This is a genomic window from Glutamicibacter sp. GQ173 (genome assembly GCF_059759215.1).
Window position 1 is genome coordinate 307,287 of sequence record NZ_JCAXDT010000004.1, and the last position, 18,588, is coordinate 325,874.

14 protein-coding genes and 2 tRNA genes are annotated in these 18,588 nt (G+C 59.2%); 9 read left to right on the forward strand and 7 right to left on the reverse strand.

The window, feature by feature from the left end:
* The first annotated feature begins 12 nt into the window (after nucleotides 1–12).
* Complete coding sequence (locus AC6CHO_RS09140; protein ID WP_060700584.1) at nucleotides 13–540, forward strand: PadR family transcriptional regulator; 528 nt, start codon at nucleotides 13–15, stop codon at nucleotides 538–540.
* A complete protein-coding gene (locus AC6CHO_RS09145; protein ID WP_498214725.1) occupies nucleotides 537–1,589 on the forward strand; it encodes an alpha/beta fold hydrolase in 1,053 nt (350 codons plus the stop codon). The genes AC6CHO_RS09140 and AC6CHO_RS09145 overlap by 4 nt, the downstream gene beginning before the upstream one ends.
* Before the next feature lie 66 nt (nucleotides 1,590–1,655).
* On the opposite strand, the gene AC6CHO_RS09150 is transcribed toward AC6CHO_RS09145, so the two are convergent.
* The 4 genes from AC6CHO_RS09150 to AC6CHO_RS09165 all read right to left on the reverse strand — a co-directional run bounded on the left by AC6CHO_RS09150 (nucleotide 1,656) and on the right by AC6CHO_RS09165 (nucleotide 5,415).
* Entirely contained in the window at nucleotides 1,656–2,828 is a 1,173-nt protein-coding gene (locus tag AC6CHO_RS09150) for a globin domain-containing protein (protein WP_498214726.1), read from the reverse strand.
* 143 nt (nucleotides 2,829–2,971) lie between these two features.
* Nucleotides 2,972–3,430: an RrF2 family transcriptional regulator gene (locus AC6CHO_RS09155; protein ID WP_498214727.1), complete on the reverse strand. Its 459-nt coding sequence runs from the start codon at nucleotides 3,428–3,430 to the stop codon at nucleotides 2,972–2,974.
* Nucleotides 3,431–3,507: 77 nt separating this feature from the next.
* Nucleotides 3,508–3,978, reverse strand: coding sequence for a hypothetical protein (locus tag AC6CHO_RS09160; protein WP_060700588.1), 471 nt, complete (start codon nucleotides 3,976–3,978; stop codon nucleotides 3,508–3,510).
* A 12-nt stretch (nucleotides 3,979–3,990) separates the two neighbouring features.
* Nucleotides 3,991–5,415 (reverse strand): phosphomannomutase/phosphoglucomutase, encoded by a 1,425-nt coding sequence (locus AC6CHO_RS09165; protein WP_498214728.1) that lies wholly within the window; start codon nucleotides 5,413–5,415, stop codon nucleotides 3,991–3,993.
* Nucleotides 5,416–5,591: 176 nt separating this feature from the next.
* Here AC6CHO_RS09165 and AC6CHO_RS09170 point away from each other — a divergent pair, with 176 nt between their 5' ends.
* The 3 genes from AC6CHO_RS09170 (at nucleotide 5,592) to AC6CHO_RS09180 (ending at nucleotide 10,158) form a co-directional block, all read left to right on the forward strand.
* Nucleotides 5,592–7,712 (forward strand): RecQ family ATP-dependent DNA helicase, encoded by a 2,121-nt coding sequence (locus tag AC6CHO_RS09170; protein ID WP_498214729.1) that lies wholly within the window; start codon nucleotides 5,592–5,594, stop codon nucleotides 7,710–7,712.
* 30 nt (nucleotides 7,713–7,742) lie between these two features.
* Nucleotides 7,743–8,657: a hypothetical protein gene (locus AC6CHO_RS09175; protein WP_498214730.1), complete on the forward strand. Its 915-nt coding sequence runs from the start codon at nucleotides 7,743–7,745 to the stop codon at nucleotides 8,655–8,657.
* Between the two features lie 1,369 nt (nucleotides 8,658–10,026).
* Nucleotides 10,027–10,158 (forward strand): hypothetical protein, encoded by a 132-nt coding sequence (locus AC6CHO_RS09180; protein ID WP_498214731.1) that lies wholly within the window; start codon nucleotides 10,027–10,029, stop codon nucleotides 10,156–10,158.
* A 330-nt stretch (nucleotides 10,159–10,488) separates the two neighbouring features.
* Here AC6CHO_RS09180 and AC6CHO_RS09185 read toward each other — a convergent pair.
* Both AC6CHO_RS09185 and AC6CHO_RS09190 read right to left on the reverse strand, forming a co-directional pair.
* Nucleotides 10,489–10,580 (reverse strand) — tRNA-Ser (locus tag AC6CHO_RS09185).
* 63 nt (nucleotides 10,581–10,643) lie between these two features.
* Nucleotides 10,644–12,731, reverse strand: coding sequence for a prolyl oligopeptidase family serine peptidase (locus AC6CHO_RS09190; RefSeq protein WP_498214732.1), 2,088 nt, complete (start codon nucleotides 12,729–12,731; stop codon nucleotides 10,644–10,646).
* 57 nt (nucleotides 12,732–12,788) lie between these two features.
* On the opposite strand from AC6CHO_RS09190, the gene AC6CHO_RS09195 reads away from it, so the two are divergent.
* Nucleotides 12,789–14,804, forward strand: coding sequence for an FAD/NAD(P)-binding protein (locus AC6CHO_RS09195; protein ID WP_498214733.1), 2,016 nt, complete (start codon nucleotides 12,789–12,791; stop codon nucleotides 14,802–14,804).
* A gap of 47 nt (nucleotides 14,805–14,851) precedes the next feature.
* On the opposite strand, the gene AC6CHO_RS09200 is transcribed toward AC6CHO_RS09195, so the two are convergent.
* Nucleotides 14,852–14,939, reverse strand: a tRNA-Ser gene (locus AC6CHO_RS09200).
* Nucleotides 14,940–15,001: 62 nt separating this feature from the next.
* On the opposite strand from AC6CHO_RS09200, the gene AC6CHO_RS09205 reads away from it, so the two are divergent.
* The 3 genes from AC6CHO_RS09205 (at nucleotide 15,002) to AC6CHO_RS09215 (ending at nucleotide 18,518) form a co-directional block, all read left to right on the forward strand.
* Nucleotides 15,002–15,979 (forward strand): NAD(P)H-quinone oxidoreductase, encoded by a 978-nt coding sequence (locus AC6CHO_RS09205; protein WP_498214752.1) that lies wholly within the window; start codon nucleotides 15,002–15,004, stop codon nucleotides 15,977–15,979.
* Nucleotides 15,980–16,080: 101 nt separating this feature from the next.
* Nucleotides 16,081–18,324 (forward strand): carbon starvation CstA family protein, encoded by a 2,244-nt coding sequence (locus tag AC6CHO_RS09210; RefSeq protein WP_060700594.1) that lies wholly within the window; start codon nucleotides 16,081–16,083, stop codon nucleotides 18,322–18,324.
* A gap of 2 nt (nucleotides 18,325–18,326) precedes the next feature.
* Entirely contained in the window at nucleotides 18,327–18,518 is a 192-nt protein-coding gene (locus AC6CHO_RS09215; RefSeq protein WP_444660837.1) for a YbdD/YjiX family protein, read from the forward strand.
* The last annotated feature ends 70 nt before the right edge of the window (nucleotides 18,519–18,588 follow it).

Genomic DNA, 18,588 nt, shown 5'->3' on the forward strand with positions numbered 1-18,588 from the left:
AAAGATAACCCTATGGTTTTGGCACGTTTGATTCTTGGGCTGCTGTGCTTGTCGCCGATGACTGGCTATGAGCTCAAAAAGCACTTTGACTCCTCTATTAACCACTTCTGGAATGCGGACAAGGCACAGATTTATCGCACCTTGGCTCAGCTGGTTGATAAGGGCTATGCCACCGTGCGCACCGTAGCGCAAAGCAATTACCCTGACCGCCAAGAACACCACATCACCGACGCGGGACGCGAAGTCCTCACCGGGTGGCTGTCGGCAGGAGCCGTGCAATCTCCAGAACGTGATCCCTTCATGGGGCAGGTGTTCTTCGCCGCCGAATTGGAGCGCGAAGATATCGAAGCATTGCTGGTGCAGCGTCGCGAAGCTACCCAGTTCATCCTCGATGACTACCTCTCCCAGCGCGAAGGCATCGATATGCGCGCGGCTGCCGACCGGCGAAGCTTCTTGATGGCCGCCACCCTTGACCATGCGATCCGACAACAAGCCGCCGAGCTGGAATGGCTCGACGCGGTATTGGAGTACTTGCCATGACTTCCGCCAAAGATTCCGGGCCCAAGCCAGCTCAAGGAGCAGCGCGTGATGCCACCGACTACCCCGAGGTCCACCCGGGGCGGGCGGCAGAGGGCCAGCGCCAGGCGCCAACCTTGGTCTTCTTGCACGGAGGCAACGTCGGCAACTGGAGCTGGGACCCCCAGGTTCTGGCCTTCGGCGACTTCAACATCCTGACCCTGCACCTACCGGCCTTCGGGGCTCGCTTCGAGGAAACCTGGGAGGGCTTGGAATCGGCCGCCGACGATGTAGCGGCGCTGATCGCCGACGAAGTCTCCGAAGGCGGCGTGCACCTGGTTGGCATTTCACTCGGTGGAGTCATCGCGCTGCACGTGGCTGCACGGCATCCCGAACTGGTGGACTCGGTGCTGATCACCGGTGCGCCGGTGACCGGGGCCAGCGCCACAGCCCGTGCCTTCCACAGGATGCAACTGAAGCTGATCGGCAGCGAATGGTACTGGCGTTTCCAAGCCGGGGCCTACGGCATGGTTGACGACGAGCGCGAGCTGTTCACCGAACACGGGGTCAAGCTGAAGCCCGAAAATATGCGCGCCATCATGAACGACCTGGATCCTGGCGGACTGCCTGGGAACCTCGAAGCCTATCAGGGGCCGGTGCTTGCGCTGGTGGGCGCCAAAGAGCCGAAAATCGTGCAGAAGTCCTTCGCGGCATTGCACGAGAAGCTTCCGCAGGCGATCACCCGCGTGGTTCCGGGAATGCATCACCAGTGGAATATCGAGAATCCGATCCTCTTCAACTCGGTGCTGCGCAAGTGGATTGCCGATGGTGGCCTGCACCAGATCCTCGTTGACCCGCAGGCGGTGAAACCGGCACGCGGCGCCAAGCCGGCTCCGGCTGAAACACCGGCTGAAGCGCCGGCAGATCAAAGCCAGGCAGCCGAGGAATCGATGGGGGAGGCAGAAGAAGCCGGGCAGAAGAAGCCGGGCAGGTTCACCGCGAAACTCGATTTCAAGAAGAAGCAGCCGCAGCAAGGCGATCGCCGGGAAGATCCTGCGGATAACGAAAAGTAGTGGCACAAGGCGCTGCCGGCGAATTCTCCCTGAATCCGCCGGCAGCGCTTATTTGCACCCTTGATATCAGGCGGCGAGCCACACGTCGGGACCGAAGACCTCATAGTGGATGCGCTCGGCTGGAATACCGGCCTCCAGCGCCTGGGTGCGCACGGCGTTCATGAATGGCAGGGGACCGCAAAGATAGACCTGGGCATCCTCGGACAGCGCCGCGGTGAGGTCCATATAGCCGGATTGGGCGTTCAGCCCCTCGGGCAATTCCCCGCGTTCGAACCAGGTGCTGAGGGTGGCTCCTGGCAGCTTGCCGATGGATTCAAGCATCTGCTCGCGCAATGGCCACGTGGTGATTTCCTGGTCTGCGTGCAGCACGGTGATCTTGCGAGTGGAGCCGTGGACAGCCAAGGTCTGCAATGCGGCGGCGCTAGGAGTGCAGCCGATGCCGGCGGTGGCGATCACCAGGGGCGAGCCGTCGTTGTCGATGACCAGGTCGCCGTAGGGATTCGATAGCTCAATGACGCCGCCGATCTCCAGATTGTTGTGGATTACCGGGGAGAATTCGCCGTTCACATCCAGCTTCACGGTGATGGTGCGGCGGGCATGCTCGACATCGTTGCTCAGGGTGTACTGGCGCACCTGTCGCAGACCGTCGGCCATCGGCATGCGCACCGAAACGAACTGGCCCGGCTTGGCCACGGTGACTGGGGTGCCGTCAGCCGGTTCAAAACTGAGGATTACCGAATCAACGCCGGTTTCAGCACGCTCGACGAGCTTCCACGGGGCGTAGATCCCGGCATTGGCCTGCTGCGCGTACAGGTCCTTCTCGATCTTGATCAGCGCGTGGGCCATCAGCCAGTAGACCTCTGTCCAGGCGTCGGCGATCTCCGGGGTCAGCGCGTCGCCCAGGTCTTCGGCAATGGCATCAAAAAGGTGCTTGTAGACGATGGGGTATTGTTCCTCGGCGACCCCAAGGGACGTGTGCTTGTGGGCTACGCGGGCGAGCATCGTTTCAGGAGCCGTGCCAGGGTGCTTGACCAGGTAGGTGGCAAAAACTGCGATCGACCCGGCCAAGGCCTGCTGCTGGGTGCCGTTCTTCTGGTTCGAGCGGGAGAACGTTCCGTCGAGCAGTTCCGGGTGGGCTGCGAACAGGCGGTTGTAGAAGTTCGGGGTAATGCTGGAGATGCGCTCTGCGATGATCGGCAAAGTGGCCTCAATGACAGGGAAGGACTTGGGGGACAGCATCGGGTCTCCTTGGGAGTAGAAATAACTCGCATATGAAATGCAAGATTTATAATTCATTTCTACGCCTCGTAGAAGAAGATTGCAAATTCACCTGGAGCCCACCCGCGAAGAGCAAGCGAAATCAATTCAGCGGCGAGGGGAAGCTAGGAAAAATCGCGCACCGTCGGGAACGGAAGCGACTTGATCGGCGACGCGGATGATGAAGGGCAGATGTCCTGGATGGTCAAGGGATCCAATGAAGCGTAGAAAGCTTCACGAGCCTGGCGGAAGACGGCCCGCAATCGGCAATTGCCCGACAACGGGCAAGCCGTTTGGGCGTCATGCTCGGAGCAATCGACAATATCGGTGCGCTTGTCCAACTGGCGCAACAGCCCGCCGAGCGAGGTATGCAACGCGTTATCGCCCAAGGCCGCGCCACCGTTGCGGCCGCGAGTGACTTGCAAAATTCCCAGCGTGCGCAATTCCAGCACAGCCTTGGCGACGTGGTTATAGGGGACTCCAACCGAATCGGAGATCTCGCGGCTGGTCAGTTGCCCAGTTCCGGGTGTTGCCAGGACCATGATGGTTCGCAGGCACACGTCGGTGAAGGCACTGAGTTTCATGCTGATTACTTTACGCGGAGAAAGCATTTTGGGGTCAGCATAGTGACTATGCTGACCCCAAAACTGCAAGGCGGGTTCTAGAGCGCGTTGGCCCAGACTGCCTCCGCGGATTCTGCAGCAGGCTCGTCGAAGAGCCACTCGCCGCCTGGTTCTGCCGGCATGGTGTACGGCTGGACGATCGCCAGGGCCGCACCCACGCGGTGCTCGGCCACCACGTGGATGGCGTCGCGATCGTTTTCCTGGAGCAGAACGTCCGAGGCGATGGCGATGGACTCGAAGTGGGTGCCCTGCTGATTCAGGACCTGGACCAGTTCGGAGGCCATGGCTTCGGTGTCGATGTCGGCGTCCGGATCCTCGGGATCGTCCGTTGGAGGGACGGCGATCAGGCGCAGCTCAGGCTCGTCTTCGCCTTCCTTCGGCTCCAAGGCGATGGCGAAGGGGAGGAACACGCCCTGCTCTTCAAGCTGTTCGCGAGCCACGCCCAGCGCGGTGCCCAGAACCTTGTTCAGCGCGTCCTTGACGCCCTCATCCAATGATTCGAGATTCATGTCTTCCCTTTGCTAGTTGGTGGCGTTTTCTCCGCGCACGATCGCCAATACGGCATCGCGCACAGGCTCGATGATTTCTGCGGTGCGGCCCTCGCCGTTGAAGCGAAGGTATGGTTCGGTGTTGGAAGGGCGCAGGTTAATCCACCAGCTGCCGTCGGCAGCAGAAATGGTCGTGCCATCCATGGTCATCACATCCACCGGCTGCCCGTCAAAGTGCGCGAGCACCGAAGCGGTGGCGGCCTCCTTGTCCTCAACCTGCGAATTGATCTCGCCGGTGGCAACATAGGGCTCATACTCGGCGCCGAGTTCGGAGAGCGGAAGGTCCTGCTCGCCCAGCGCCGCCAAAACATGCATGGCAGCGAGCATGCCGGTGTCGGCATTGTAGAAATCGCGGAAGTAGTAGTGGGCGGAGTGCTCGCCACCGAAAACTGCGCCCTGGGTCGCCATCTCGGCCTTGATGAAGGAGTGGCCCACGCGGGTCATTACCGGGGTGCCGCCAGACTTGGCGACAAATTCAGGAACAGCCTTGGAAGTGATCAGGTTGTGGATGATCACCGGGTTCGCTTCGCCGGCGGCCTGCACTCGAGCGATTTCGCGGACAGCAACCAACGCGGTGATCGCCGACGGGGAGAGCGGCAGGCCGCGCTCATCGATCACGAAGCAGCGGTCGGCATCCCCGTCGAAGGCCAGTCCCAGATCGGCGGAGTGCTCCAGCACCGCGGCCTGAAGATCCTTGAGGTTTTCCGGTTCCAGCGGGTTGGCCGGGTGATTGGGGAAGGTGCCATCGAGCTCGAAGTACAGCGGGACGATTTCCAAAGGCAGCGCCGAAAGCACGGTATCGCCGAGGACCGCCGGGGTGGTCATGCCGCCCATGCCGTTGCCAGCGTCCACCACCATCTTCAATGGGCGGATGGCCGAGAGATCAACCAGTTCGCGCAGGTAGGCGGCGTAGTCTGCCAGGACATTGCGCTCGGAGATGGTTCCTTGCGGGGCATCGCCGGAGACCGGCAGGCCCTCGCCCAGGTACTGCTGCGCGAGGTCGCGGATGTCGAACAGGCCGGTGGCCGAGGAGATCGGACGAGCCCCAGCCTTGGACATCTTGATGCCGTTGTACTGGGCAGGATTGTGGCTGGCGGTGAAAACGACGCCGGCTGCATCCAGCTTGCCGGAGGCGAAGTACAGCTCGTCAGTGGAAATCAATCCGAGCATGATGACGTTGGCGCCCCGGTAGGTGGCACCGCGGGCAAAGGCCTGGGCAAATTCTGCCGAGGACGGGCGCATGTCGCCACCGACCAAGACGTCCTTGCCGGCCAGGGACAAGACATCGACAAAGGCAGCGCCGATAGCTTCGATCGCTTCGGCATTCAGGCTCTCACCGACTACGCCGCGAACGTCGTAGGCCTTAAAGCTCTGATTAAGATCAATTTCTTCACTCACACCTTTCAGCCTACCGGTTTGACTGATTCAAATCATCGAGAATGGCGCTATTGTGCATGGGAAATGCCTAACACTTCCGCTAAATACGGGTTCCCGTCACCCTCTGTTTCCCGCTTCTTGCACAAATCGTCCCGCCCCGGGACTAAAACAGGGGAGGAAACTGAAATACTTGAGCCATGGATGGCTCAATGCAGGTGGATCTGAAAACACTGGCGCTGCAGAAATTGCGCGCCCTGGTGCAAAACCCGGAAGCCCAGTTCCACGACGGACAGTATGAAGCGATCGAAGCCCTGGTCGCTGAACGCCGCCGCGCGCTGGTGGTCCAGCGTACTGGCTGGGGAAAATCCGCGGTGTACTTCATCGCGTCGTTGTTGCTCCGGGAGCAAGGCTATGGCCCGACCCTGATCGTCTCCCCGCTACTGGCGTTGATGCGCGACCAGGTGGCCGCCGCAGAACGCGCCGGGGTCCGTGCCGCGGCCATCAACTCGGCCAATGTGCTCGAATGGCGTGAAATTCTTGACAAGCTGCATCGCAATGAACTTGATGTGCTGCTGGTCTCGCCCGAGCGGCTGAACAATCCGTCCTTCCGCGAACAGCAATTGCCTATGCTCATGCAGCGTTTGGGCTTGCTGGTAATCGATGAAGCGCACTGCATTTCCGACTGGGGCCATGACTTCCGCCCGGACTATCGCCGCATCCGCGACCTGATCGCCCGCTTGCCCCAAGGCCTGCCAGTGCTGGCCACCACCGCAACAGCCAATAGCCGCGTGGTTGAAGACGTCGCTGAACAACTGGCCGGCGGGACCGAGCAGGTATTCACGCTGCGCGGCACCCTGGCCCGTGATTCGCTGCGCCTTGGCGTGCTGCGCCTGCCATCTCCGCGCATGCAGCTGGCGTGGCTGCTCAGCCACATCAACGACTTCAAGGGCTCTGGCATTATCTACACCCTCACCGTGTCCGCGGCCGAGGATATCGCCAGATTATTGCGTGAAGCCGGGCATGAAGTGGCCGCCTACACCGGGCGCACCGACTTGGAGGAGCGCGAGCGGCTAGAGCAAGCCCTCAAAAACAATGAGGTCAAAGCACTGATTGCAACCAGCGCGCTGGGCATGGGCTTCGATAAGCCAGACCTGGGATTTGTGCTTCACGTTGGCGCACCGAGCTCGCCGGTAGCGTACTACCAGCAGGTTGGCCGTGCCGGCCGTGGCAGTGTGAATGCCGACGTATTGCTGCTTCCTGGCCCGGACGATTCGGAAATCTGGGAGTATTTCGCCACCAGTTCGATGCCGGATCAGCTCCGCGCTACCCAGGTGCTTGACGCCTTGGCCAGCACCGATGGCGCGATGAGCGTTCCTGCCTTGGAGAGCGCGGTGAATTTGCGCCGCTCCCCATTGGAGCTATTGCTGAAGGTGCTGGCCGTGGACGGGGCCGTGGAACGCGTAGCCGGTGGCTGGATGCGCACCGATATGCCGTGGGCCTATGACGCTGATCGGTACAAGCGCGTGGCGCAAAGCCGCATTCACGAGCAAACCCTGATGGTCAGCTACGAGAACACCCGGGGCTGCCGCATGCAGTTTCTGACCGAGGCGCTGGATGACCCGCGCTCTGTGGCCTGTGGCCGTTGCGATAACTGTGCCGGGGTCTGGTTCGATGACCACATTCCTGAAAATTCCAAGGACAGCGCCCAGGCGGCGTTGGGGCGGGTCGGCATCCCGATCGAGCCGCGCAAGCTCTACCCCTCGGGACTGGACCGATTGGGCTATTCGCTCAAGGGGAAAATTCCTGTTGATGAGCAGCTGGCCAATGGCCGCGCACTGGCCAGGCTGACCGATCTCGGGTGGGGCAATCGCTTGCGCCAGCTGTTTGCCGACCCGGCCGATCACCCCATCGACAAGGCGATGCTTGATGCCTGCGTCAAGGTTCTGGCCGAATGGAACTGGGAAGAACGCCCGGTGGGTGTTGTTGCCATGCCTTCGAATAAGCGCCCGCAACTGATCACCTCGCTGGCCCAGAACTTGGCTGAGGTGGGGCGGCTTCGCTACCTGGGGCAGCTGGAGTACCGGGGTGCGGGGCCGCAAAACGGCTCCGGAGGCAACTCGGCGTTCCGCGTGGCCGCGGTAGCTGACGCCTTCGAACTTCCGATGGCCCTGGAACAACTGGTTTCGGGGGCTCCCGGTCCGATTTTGCTGGTTGACGACCTTGCAGATTCGCGGTGGTCGCTGGCGATGGCCGGCCGTGCATTGCGGATTGCCGGGGCGCCGGGTGTCCTGCCTTTCACTTTGGGCGTAGCAGGGTGATTGCACAGTTAAACGAAGTAGTCTGGATGTATGGAAATTATCATCTGGCTCGTCGTCGTCATTGCCGTGATTGCCCTGGGCTACTTCGGTCTGCAGGCATTGCGGAAGAAGAACACTGCGCAAGTTGCGCAGGCGATCTCCCGCGAAGCGGCCGAAGCAGCTAACGCGAAACTAGATAATTCCTCGCGCAACTCGGTCTACCGCAACTTGGCCAAGGGCGATGTCATGGGTGCCGTGCAGATCTACCGTGCGGCTACCGGCGATTCGGTGAAGAACTGCGTCATCGCGGTGCGCAGCCTCGATAAGTACCCGCAGGTTGCTCCAGCCAAGGAACTTCCAATTGATGATGCTGAGATCAAGGCCTTGAGCGACAAGCTGGAAGCCCAGGTCGAGCGTGAAGACCGCGAGGCATCCACGGACAAGGCAGAGGACTCCCATCCGGAATCCACTGATGACCTTTGGGTGGTTCCGCAGGAATGGAGCGAGCAGTTCGGCTTGGAAAATGAGCCGAGCGCTACCCACTTCAAGATGGCCTTTGAGCTCGATGGCGAGAGCCGCGAATTCTCCAGCGAGCAATTGCCAGCAAATGAATACGATCAGCTGTTCTCCATGCTGCGCGATTCCAACTTTGAAGAAGCGGCAAAAATTTTGCATGACTACACCGGTCTGCCGGTGGAAGAGCTGGAGCGGATGATCGCGACCTCGCCAATGTCCGGTGGAGCAACCGATGGCAGTGTCGCTGATTTCCGTTTTGAGGGCCAAGGACCTGACGGACCTGTGCACTTCGACGCGGCGGAACTGCCTGAAGCCGACCGTGAAGCACTCTTTGAAGCGATCGCCGATACTGACCTGGACCGCATGTCAGAGATTATCGTGCGTCATACGTCGTTGCCGGAAGACATCGTGCAGAACATGCTGCAGACCTTTGTGAAGCGCAAGGACTAATACAGATCCTCGATCCGTTGGCCGGATCCTTGATCGGCGCTCCGAGCATCAGGCTCGGGGCGCCTTTTTAGATTTCACTTGCCGGGAATCGGGCGCCGATAGCACCAGGAAAGTAATCTTCGAGGCTTTCTTGGGCGTTCGCGGTGCAGGCGGCTTCTGAGCTGCGCGTGAATTTGCGGATTAAAAAGAAATTGTTTTCTCTTGGGACATCGGTGACGGTTCAGCCTCTGGTTCCAACACATCCATCCGGCCTACCACGACAGCAATTCCGCCACCCGGAACCATTTGCTGATGCCGCCAACATGTCCTGAGACATCGTTCACCAGGGTGGCGTCAGGTCCTGTCCTTCTAGTTCCCCAGCCGTTTAGGCAGGTTCACCAATGATCTAATGACCCCCTGCAGGCCTGGCCAACGGCCCTAGGAAGTACTCTTCGGCTTTTCCTTCAAACGACTGAGCGCAATTCGGGCAAAACTCGTTCTTTCCGGCGAAGACTTCAGGATCAAATCCGGACGCTCTGCAGGCAGCGGACACCAGCGAATTGTGCGAACATTCGGGGCATTGCCATGCTACCTCGTAGACTTCATGATCATCATGGATTGCATCGGCGGCTCTTACAATCAACGGCGCGTTGAATGGTCTGAATTCCGAAGATGACCTTTTGCTTGAACCCAATTTTCCCCCAATGAGCATTTCGTGGATTCCCAGCTAATCACAAGGTTTGGGCTATTTGTGCACCAATAGTCCAACGTTGCACAAAAGTTATAAAACAAAGTAATTATGCCAACCACACTGTCAGGCATATGGAGGACTGATGCCCCCAATCCCTGAATTCCTAAGAGCTGGTCTCAAGCGATGGGGATAATATCCACCCTCATACTCTTGCGGCGTTCTACTTGAAGCCGCTGCGGGTCAGCGGGTGCCGGCTACGAGAATTCGCGGACTTACTCGACGAGTGGAACGGGAAACCAGAGAAGATGGGCCGCGCCGGAAAAACCATCCAGCCCGCAGCGCTTGGTGTCTCCGCTAAGACCCTCGCTTTGGAGAAAAGGACTGGGCGGATCCAACATGAGGTCACGTCGACTCAGGGTGGATCAGTCAAAGACCAGACGGAGCGCATTGAAGTTCGCGAAACAAAATAGCCTATATGCTGGCGGAGAATGCGGAGAAACTCGCTGAGAATATCGCAACGCTCGACCAGCATAAAGGGATCGCAGAGGAATCTGACAAGCCCTAAACAAACTTGCCAGGGATGTCGGCAAGCTGAAGCGGAACTACACACCAGAAACCTAAGCCACCCTGCGCGGTGGCTTTTCTAATGCCCGGGCACGAGAGGTCTCTGGGTTTTCCTCGGCCCGAAAGAATTCGGCTATGAACTACTTTCTTGCTCCTGCCCTTGTGGATCTTCACATCGATGCCAACACCCGCTGGCCCAACCACGACAAAGCCTCCGATGGTTGGAACGGGGGATCTGCCACATTCGGCTCGCGTGGCTGGCCATAACCCGCGGGCTATGCGGTCGGCGGCATCGTGCGAGTCATCGATATGGACAAGGAGGGGAGGGGATCAGCAGTGAGGATTTCCTGGACGCCACCATCTGTGGCACGCGCACCTGCTAGGGCATCTGAACCATCGGAGCGCGTCTTTTTCGGTGTCGAATATCTGCGATAGGAGATCGTGATCTGAGTACCAGCGGACACGTAATTCGTGATGTTTTTCGGCTGGTGTAGGTGTCGAAGGTTGCCATGAAGTAAGTATGCGGCAAGGCTATGACGCTTTTGCCCGGTTCCATGACGTTGGAAGAAAAAAACCCCTACCTGAGTAGGGGTTTTATGGCGGACACGGGGGGATTTGAACCCCCGGTCGAGTTTTAGCCCGACCCTTCATTAGCAGTGAAGTCCATTCGGCCGCTCTGGCACGTGTCCATCCGCTGTTTCCAGCAGAATCTAGCCTACCTGAAGATAGGCGCGTGTTCCAAAACGAGTCGGCTACTGCACATGTCGCCAGAGGAATTCGTAACTTGTAGCCAGCATTTTCGCGGTTGACTCGTTGTCGGTGGAACCCGCATGGCCGCCACCATCTGGCTCGTGATACCGCACATTATCAATACCCAGATCCATCATTTTGGCCGCCATGATGCGTGCTTGCGAGGGACCGACCCGGTCATCGGAGGTTGTGGTCCAAATCAACGACGCAGGATAGTCATCCACTGGATGAGGCTGGTCACTGAGGCGATGCACGGGAGAAAACGTCCGAAGGAACTTCCAATCCTCGGGGATTTCAGGATCCCCGTATTCGGCGATCCATGAATGCCCCGCGGCGAGCTGGGTGTAGCGCTGCATGTCAAGCAGCGGGACTCCGCAGGAGATGGCGCCGAACAGCTGGGGGTACCCGGCAATCATGTTGCCCATGAGCAGACCGCCATTGGATCGGCCGGTAGCGGCCAAATGCTCGCGTGAGGTCACATCACGTTGCACCAGGTCTTCGGCGATCGCCGCAAAATCCTCGTAGGCCCGGTGGCGTTTTTCGCGCAGGGCCGCACGGTGCCAAGCCGGACCATATTCGCCGCCACCTCGAATGTTGGCCATCACGTAAATTGCTCGTCGGCCGCTATCGTTGTGGCGAGACAGCCATCCCACGCCCATCGCGGCGGCATAGCCAGGGGTCATGCTGTGCTGGAATCCGCCATAGCCATCCATCAGTACCGGGTTCTGCCCATCAAGAACCACGTCTTCGGGCGCCACCTGGAAGTAGGGAACCCGAGTGCCATCAGCTGAGGTTGCGAAATGCTGGGTGACAGCAAGTCCGTCGGCGGGGAAGCGTTCTGGTGATTTCTTCACCGTGGCGGCTTTGGAACCGACGGCACCTCTCAACAACGTCGTCGGAGTGGTGAAACCGGTGACCGTCATCCAATAGTCATCGCCAGCGAGGTCGTCTTCATCGTCGACGGCACCCACCGAAATGCTCAGCATCGGATCTTCCAGCGGCATTTGCGATTCGCTGAAATTATCGCGCAGGCTAATGACGCGCACCTGAGCGGCGACGTGATGCAAAACAGTGAGAAGCAGATAGTTTGCGGTGAAGCTCAAAGACTCCAAGGCAGTGCTTTCATCGGGGGCAAAGAGCACTCTTTCGATAGTTCCATGGGCTAGGAACACATCGAGCTGGGCGATCGCCAATGAGCCGGCTGCGACGACCTGGCCTTGATGCTCCCAATCAGTTTGCGGGGCGAACAGCACCCATTGCCGGTGAAGGCTGACCTGAACATCGGTGGGCACATCAATTACATGATGCTCTCCATCGAGGAAGACCCCGGTGATCGAATGATAGAAATCAAGGGCGTCAGTGGTCACCACGCGCTCAAAGCCCGGGGTGGAATCGTAGTAGCCGAAGGCAGCCACATGCTCCTTGTCGACCTCGAACAGTATCGGCGCCTCTTCAATTCCAATGCCCCGACCGACGCGGCGCAGCGTGCTCGAGTAGGTGGATCGCGTGGTGAATTGCCCGCTACTGGCTGAGCCGACCAGCAAGGTGTCCCGGTCAATCCAGGAGGCCTGGGTCTTGGCCAACGGCAAGTCGAAGCCGTCTTCGACAAAACCCTTGCTGGTCAAGTCAAACTCGCGGACGCGCACCTGATCGCCACCGTCGGGGCTCAGGCGAATCAGCGCCCGTTCGTAGGGTTCTGACTTCTGTGGACGAAGCAGCGAGGATCCAGCAAAATGCCATTCTTGTCCTTCGGCGATCGCTAAAGCATCCAGATCGAGCAGGACCTCCCACTCAGGAGCATCGGTGAGGTAGGACTGCCAGGTTGTGCGCCGCCAAAGTCCCAGACGGTGTTCCGAGTCGCGCCAGAAGTTGTAGTAGTGCTCGCCGCGTTTTGTGACCATCGGGATGCGGTCCTGGGCATCGAGAACAGACTTGATGTGCTGGACCTGTCCGCGGAACGAGTCATCGTAGAGCTCGTCTTCAGTCCGCTGCGTCTGCTGGCGTACCCAATTCAGGGCAGCTTCGTCGCGGGTCCCTTCCAGCCATGAATATGGATCGGTGCTCGTCGCCTTAGAAACTTGCTCAGTCATGGGCATAGTCTATGCGTTGGGGCTCGTGGCCTGCGTTGAAGGTAATAACCTATAGGAGTGAGCACCGTGATGGAGAATCCCAAGAATGAGTACAGCCTGGCCATTGTCGGGGCGGGCCCGCGCGGCACCAGTGTGGTCGAAAGATTTGCTGACTTGGCACTAAAGCTGACGCCCAAAGGCAGCCGGCTGAATATTGTGGTTTTTGACCCGTACCGTCCCGGATCGGGGCATGTCTGGAATCCACGCCAGTCGGAGAACTTCTGGATGAACACCCCCGCTTCATTTCCTACGGTCGCGCCGGAACGGGCCACCGATGAGCCTGGCCTGAGTTTCAGGCAGTTTGTGCAGCTGAAGGGCGATGGGCGGCAGCTCAGCGAAGACCATGCGAGAACCATTGAGCGCATTGACGCGGGGACCTATCCCTCACGGGCCATCTACGGCGAATATCTGGAGCATGTTTTTGACCGAAGCTGCGAGGTGTTGCGTGAGCATGATTCCTTCAGCATCCAGCATGTTGCCGCCGAGGTTCTGGCGCTGCGGACGCAGGGCAACGGGTACCAATTGGAATACCAAGCGGCGGTTCACGGTTCCGAGGTGCAACACTTGCCAGTGGACGCCGTGGTGCTGGCTCTGGGGCATCAAAGTGCAGAGCTGAATCCGTGGCAAAAGCAGCTTCAGGAAGCCGCGACTAATTCCGGCGCTACCTATCTGCCCCCGAATATCCCGGCGGACCTGGATTTCAATAAATTCGCAGGGGGCCAGCCAGCGCTGATTCGCGGACTGGGATTGAACTTCTTTGACTGCATGGCAGAACTGACCTTGGGCCGAGGCGGCATATTCCGGGAAGTCGGTACCGAGCCAGGGCAGCGCTATGAGTACGTTGGTTCAGGGAGGGAGCCGGAACTCATTGTCGCCTCGCGCCGCGGAACTCCGTACTGGGGCAAGCCGGTGGTTGACCAGTTCATTCCCGATGAGATTCAACTGCGCTTTCTTGATGTCCAGGATCTGATCGGCCACTTGGCCGAGATCCGGGCGACAAATTCAAACGCCACTCTAGAATTCTCACGGCATATTTGGCCCAAGCTGCATCGTGATGTGCTTTTTGCCTATTATCGGCAATGCGTCCAGATCAGCGGTGCGCCTGCAGGGTTCGCAACAGAAGAATTCATTGATCAGCTGGAGGCAATCCTCGTAGCCGAACACCGTGAAGGCAGCCAGGTATGGTTGGGAGAGCTGCGCAAATTCATCTTGCAATTCCCGGAGATTCAATGGCTGGATGTTCCCAAGCTCGCACGCCCCTTCGAAGAGCTCGGTTTTGCCTCCAACGAGGACTACCAGCAGGCAGTGCAGGATTATCTGGTCAGCAATGCCAGGCACAGCTCAGCGGGACTCGACGACCCGCTGTCCTGCGCAATCATGACTATGAACGCCGGTCGCATGCTGGTCAAGGAACTGATAGTCTCAGGCGCTATCGACGAGCAATCTCGAATAGAAGAGATCCAGGCACACTTCGAGCCGCTGGTCGAGGGGCTGGCCTCCGGGCCGCCCTTGGAACGCATTGAACAGCTGCTGGCGCTGTCCAGCGCTGGCATCGTGACTTTCATCGGCCCGGAGCCCGAGTTCGCCTTTGATGAAGTTTCTGGCCAGTTCACGGCTTCATCGCCATGGGTGGACGCAGAAGTGCACACAGCCAAGACCATGTGCGAAGCAATGATGCCCAGCAACCGCGTACTGCAAAATGACACAACGCTGATCAAACAATTGCTCAAGGACCACGTTGGCCGGGCGCACACGTGGCGCAATTCTGAAGGTGAAAGTCTCCCGGGCTCGGGATTTGATGTTGTTGGCGAACCCTACCGATTGGTCAACAGCGAGGGTCTGGCCCACCGCGGCATTTTTGTGATGGGACTGCAGCTATCCTCAGCCCAATGGGGGACTGCCATTGCTGCGCAAGCCGGTGACCTGAACAATCCCGCAGCACGAACACTCAAGGACGCTACCCACGTGGCCAACGAAGTGGCGCGCCTTGCCGGTTTACTGGTGGGCGAAGGGCTGCCGGCCGAACGGCATTAAACAGCTTGGCGGGCCGATCAGAAGATCAGCCCGCCAAACTCATAACGCGGATGGTATGGGATTTGAACCCATGAGACGGGGTTGCCGCCTACTGGTTTTCAAGACCAGCTCCTTCGGCCGCTCGGACAACCATCCAACCCGAAAAAGTATACGGCATGAACCCTGAATGAAAGGAATTGGGCCCCATGAGCCAAACAATGAATGCCTACATCTACAACGCTGGTGGCGGGCCAGAAGTTATTGAACTTACCGAACGGCCAATCCCTACTGCCGGACCCGGAGAAGTACTAGTCAAGGTCGAAGCTTTTGGAATGAACCGGGCAGATGTCCAACAGCGAAAGGGCGTGTATCCACCTCCTCCAGGCGCCAGCGACATTCCAGGGCTGGAAGTATCCGGAAGCATTGCCGCGATTGGTGCCGGGGTGACCAAATGGAGCATTGGAACTCGCGTAGCAGCCCTGCTGGCCGGAGGGGGCTATGCGCAATACGTCAACGTGCCGGCCGAACTGCTCATCCGAATCCCCGATGAACTCTCCAGCGTGGAAGCCGCCGCGCTGCCAGAAGTTTCCGCAACGGTAGTCTCCAACCTGTTCATCGAGGGCGGGCTGCAAGAAGGCCAGGCAATCTTGATTCACGGTGGCGCTGGCGGCATCGGTTCCATGGCGATTCAACTGGCCAAGGCGGCCGGTGCACGGGTGCTTGTCACAGCGTCATCGGCCCAGAAGCTTGCGTACTGCCAGCAGCTGGGAGCTGATGAGGGCATCAACTACCGCGAAGAGGATTTTGAGCAGCGCGTCAAGGAACTGACCGATGGACAGGGGGTGAACCTGATCCTTGACGTTATCGGAGCCAAGTACCTGCAGAGCAACATCAATGCGCTCGCCGTGGATGGGCGTTTGGTAGTTATTGGTCTGCAGGGAGGAACGAAAGCTGAACTGAATCTGGGCGTGATGCTCGGAAAGCGGGCGCGGGTGATCGCCACGACTCTCCGGTCCAGGCCGCTGGAGCAGAAGAGCGAGATCATCAAGCAGGCCGTCGCACGAGTGATGCCGTTGGTCGATGAGGGCAAACTGTCCATCAACGTCTCCAAAGTCTTCGAATTTTCTGATCTGACTAGTGCTCATGATTATTTTGATTCAGGTGAGCACACGGGAAAGATCGTCGTGAGGGTTTAGCCGGAAATGTTTCAGGCGCGTAAAGTGACACAGTAGCCTTAATCACGTGACCGACCTTATTGGGGCTGGTCGCGCACATCACTTGTCACGCCCTGAGGAGGATGCTCACCTTGAGTGCCCAAAATACGCTGCCCCCGGCCGGCGTTGATCCTGAAGTCGCCCAACGCGAAGAAAAGCGTTGGACACCTTTGCGGATCGCCGTCTGGATCGCCATCGCCCTGATTGGTGGCATTGCCTGGTCTTTCCTTGCCTTTTCGCGAGGAGAAACCATCAATGCGATTTGGTTTGTCTTCGCGGCCGTTGCCACCTACTTGATCGCCTACCGGTTCTACTCGAAGTTCATCGAACGCAAGATCGTCAAGCCCGATGATTTCCGCGCAACCCCGGCTGAGTCGGTGAACAACGGGCGCGACTTCGTGCCCACCGACCGCCGTGTGCTCTTCGGACACCACTTCGCGGCTATCGCCGGTGCCGGCCCGCTGGTTGGCCCGATTCTGGCAGCCCAGATGGGCTACCTTCCGGGAACGATCTGGATTATTGTCGGTGTAGTTTTGGCCGGCGCAGTCCAGGACTACTTGGTGATGTTCTTCTCGATGCGCCGTGGCGGGCGTTCGCTGGGCCAGATGGCCCGCGAGGAACTCGGCTTGATCGGCGGCACCGCCGCCTTGATCGCCACGCTGACCATCATGATCATCATTACCGCCATCCTGGCGCTGGTTGTGGTCAACGCCTTGGGCGAATCCGCATGGGGCGTGTACTCGGTGGGCCTGACCATTCCGATCGCCTTGTTCATGGGCATTTATCTGCGCTTCATCCGCCCGGGCAAGGTTCTGGAAATTTCCATCATCGGCTTTGTCCTGTTGATGTTCGCGATCATCTCAGGGCGCTGGATCGCCGAATCGCCGTGGGGTGCTGAATTCTTCCATCTGGATCGCACCACCATCGCCTGGGCCATCATCATCTACGGCATCATCGCCGCCGTACTTCCGGTCTGGCTGTTGCTGGCTCCGCGTGATTACCTGTCCACGTTCATGAAGATCGGCGTCATCGGCTTGCTGGCCGTAGCCATCATTATTGTGCGCCCGGAAATCACGGTTCCGGCGTTCTCCGAGTTCGCCGGACGCGCTGATGGCCCGGTGGTTTCCGGGCATATTTTCCCGTTCCTCTTCGTGACCATTGCCTGTGGTGCGCTCTCGGGCTTCCACGCCTTGATCTCCTCGGGTACCACCCCGAAGCTGGTTGAAAAGGAAAAGCAGACCCGCTTCCTGGGGTACGGCGGCATGCTGATGGAATCCATGGTGGCCATCATGGCGCTGGTTGCAGCGATCTCGATTGACCGTGGCGTGTACTTTGCCATGAACTCGTCGGCGGCAGCTACCGGCGGCACCGTGGAAACCGCGGTAGCGTTTGTGAACTCGCTGGGCCTTGCCGGCGTGAATCTGGAACCGAATACCCTCACCGAGCTGGCGGCCAATGTGGGCGAGACCAGTGTGGTTTCGCGTACCGGTGGCGCGCCGACCCTGGCTGTGGGCATCGCCCACATCATGCACCAATGGTTCGGCGGCACCGCGATGATGGGCTTCTGGTACCACTTCGCCATCATGTTCGAGGCACTGTTCATCCTCACCGCAGTTGATGCTGGCACCCGCGTGGCCCGCTTCATGCTTCAGGACACCATCGGCAACTTCTTCCCGAAGTTCAAGGACACCTCATGGCGTCCCGGGGTGTGGATCTGCACCCTGGTCATGGTGGCTGGATGGGGATACATCCTCATCCTGGGCGTGACCGACCCGCTCGGCGGCATCAACACCTTCTTCCCGCTCTTCGGCATTGCCAACCAGCTGTTGGCGGCAATCGCCTTGGCCGTGGTGATGACGATCATCGCCAAGCGGAACAACTTCAAATACCTGTGGGTTGTCGCGCTGCCGCTGGCCTTCACGGTGGTGGTCACCTTCGTCGCCAGCTGGCAGAAGATCTTCTCAACCAATGCCAAGGTCGGCTATTTCGCCAACCATAATGCTTACAAGGAGGCGCTGGCCAACGGCGAAACTTCCCTCGGTTCGGCCAAGACAGTTGAAGCGATGGAAGCAGTGGTCCGCAATACCGGAGTCCAGGGTTGGCTGTCGGTGCTCTTCTTGCTGCTGACCGCGGTGGTGATTGTCACCGCTGTCATGGCGACCATCAAGGCCAAGAAGAACGGTGGCGGAAACGACACAGAGGATCCCGCTGTTCCTTCCAAGATGTACGCACCCTCGGGGCTGATTTCCACTCCTGCCGAAAAGCAGCTGGAGAAGGAATGGAAGCAGGTTCCGGCGGCATCACAAATTCAGCGTGGCGGCCACTAGCCATGGCTTCGCTGATGGAACGCCTCTCGCAGGCCAAGAAGTTTGTGGACGGCGTGCTGGGTGCGGATAAATACCAGCACTATCTGGAACACCAGGCCCGCACCCATCCGGACCAGAAACCGATGAGTGAACGGGAATTCTGGAAGGACTACACCGACTGGCAAGAGAAGAATCCTGAAGGACGTTGTTGCTAGAAGCATCAATAACCGGTCCTGGACCCGCCGAACCTGCGGCAGGCTCCGGGACCGGTTTCGTTTTGTGTCG

Bases quoted from the DNA above. Each gene is read 5' to 3' on its own strand.
- AC6CHO_RS09140 (WP_060700584.1), top strand. From the start codon at position 13: ATGGTTTTGGCACGTTTGATTCTTGGGCTGCTGTGCTTGTCGCCGATG.
- AC6CHO_RS09145 (WP_498214725.1), top strand. From the start codon at position 537: ATGACTTCCGCCAAAGATTCCGGGCCCAAGCCAGCTCAAGGAGCAGCG.
- AC6CHO_RS09150 (WP_498214726.1), bottom strand. From the start codon at position 2,828: ATGCTGTCCCCCAAGTCCTTCCCTGTCATTGAGGCCACTTTGCCGATC.
- AC6CHO_RS09155 (WP_498214727.1), bottom strand. From the start codon at position 3,430: ATGAAACTCAGTGCCTTCACCGACGTGTGCCTGCGAACCATCATGGTC.
- AC6CHO_RS09160 (WP_060700588.1), bottom strand. From the start codon at position 3,978: ATGAATCTCGAATCATTGGATGAGGGCGTCAAGGACGCGCTGAACAAG.
- AC6CHO_RS09170 (WP_498214729.1), top strand. From the start codon at position 5,592: ATGGATGGCTCAATGCAGGTGGATCTGAAAACACTGGCGCTGCAGAAA.
- AC6CHO_RS09175 (WP_498214730.1), top strand. From the start codon at position 7,743: ATGGAAATTATCATCTGGCTCGTCGTCGTCATTGCCGTGATTGCCCTG.
- AC6CHO_RS09180 (WP_498214731.1), top strand. From the start codon at position 10,027: ATGAACTACTTTCTTGCTCCTGCCCTTGTGGATCTTCACATCGATGCC.
- AC6CHO_RS09190 (WP_498214732.1), bottom strand. From the start codon at position 12,731: ATGACTGAGCAAGTTTCTAAGGCGACGAGCACCGATCCATATTCATGG.
- AC6CHO_RS09205 (WP_498214752.1), top strand. From the start codon at position 15,002: ATGAATGCCTACATCTACAACGCTGGTGGCGGGCCAGAAGTTATTGAA.
- AC6CHO_RS09210 (WP_060700594.1), top strand. From the start codon at position 16,081: ATGCTCACCTTGAGTGCCCAAAATACGCTGCCCCCGGCCGGCGTTGAT.
- AC6CHO_RS09215 (WP_444660837.1), top strand. From the start codon at position 18,327: ATGGCTTCGCTGATGGAACGCCTCTCGCAGGCCAAGAAGTTTGTGGAC.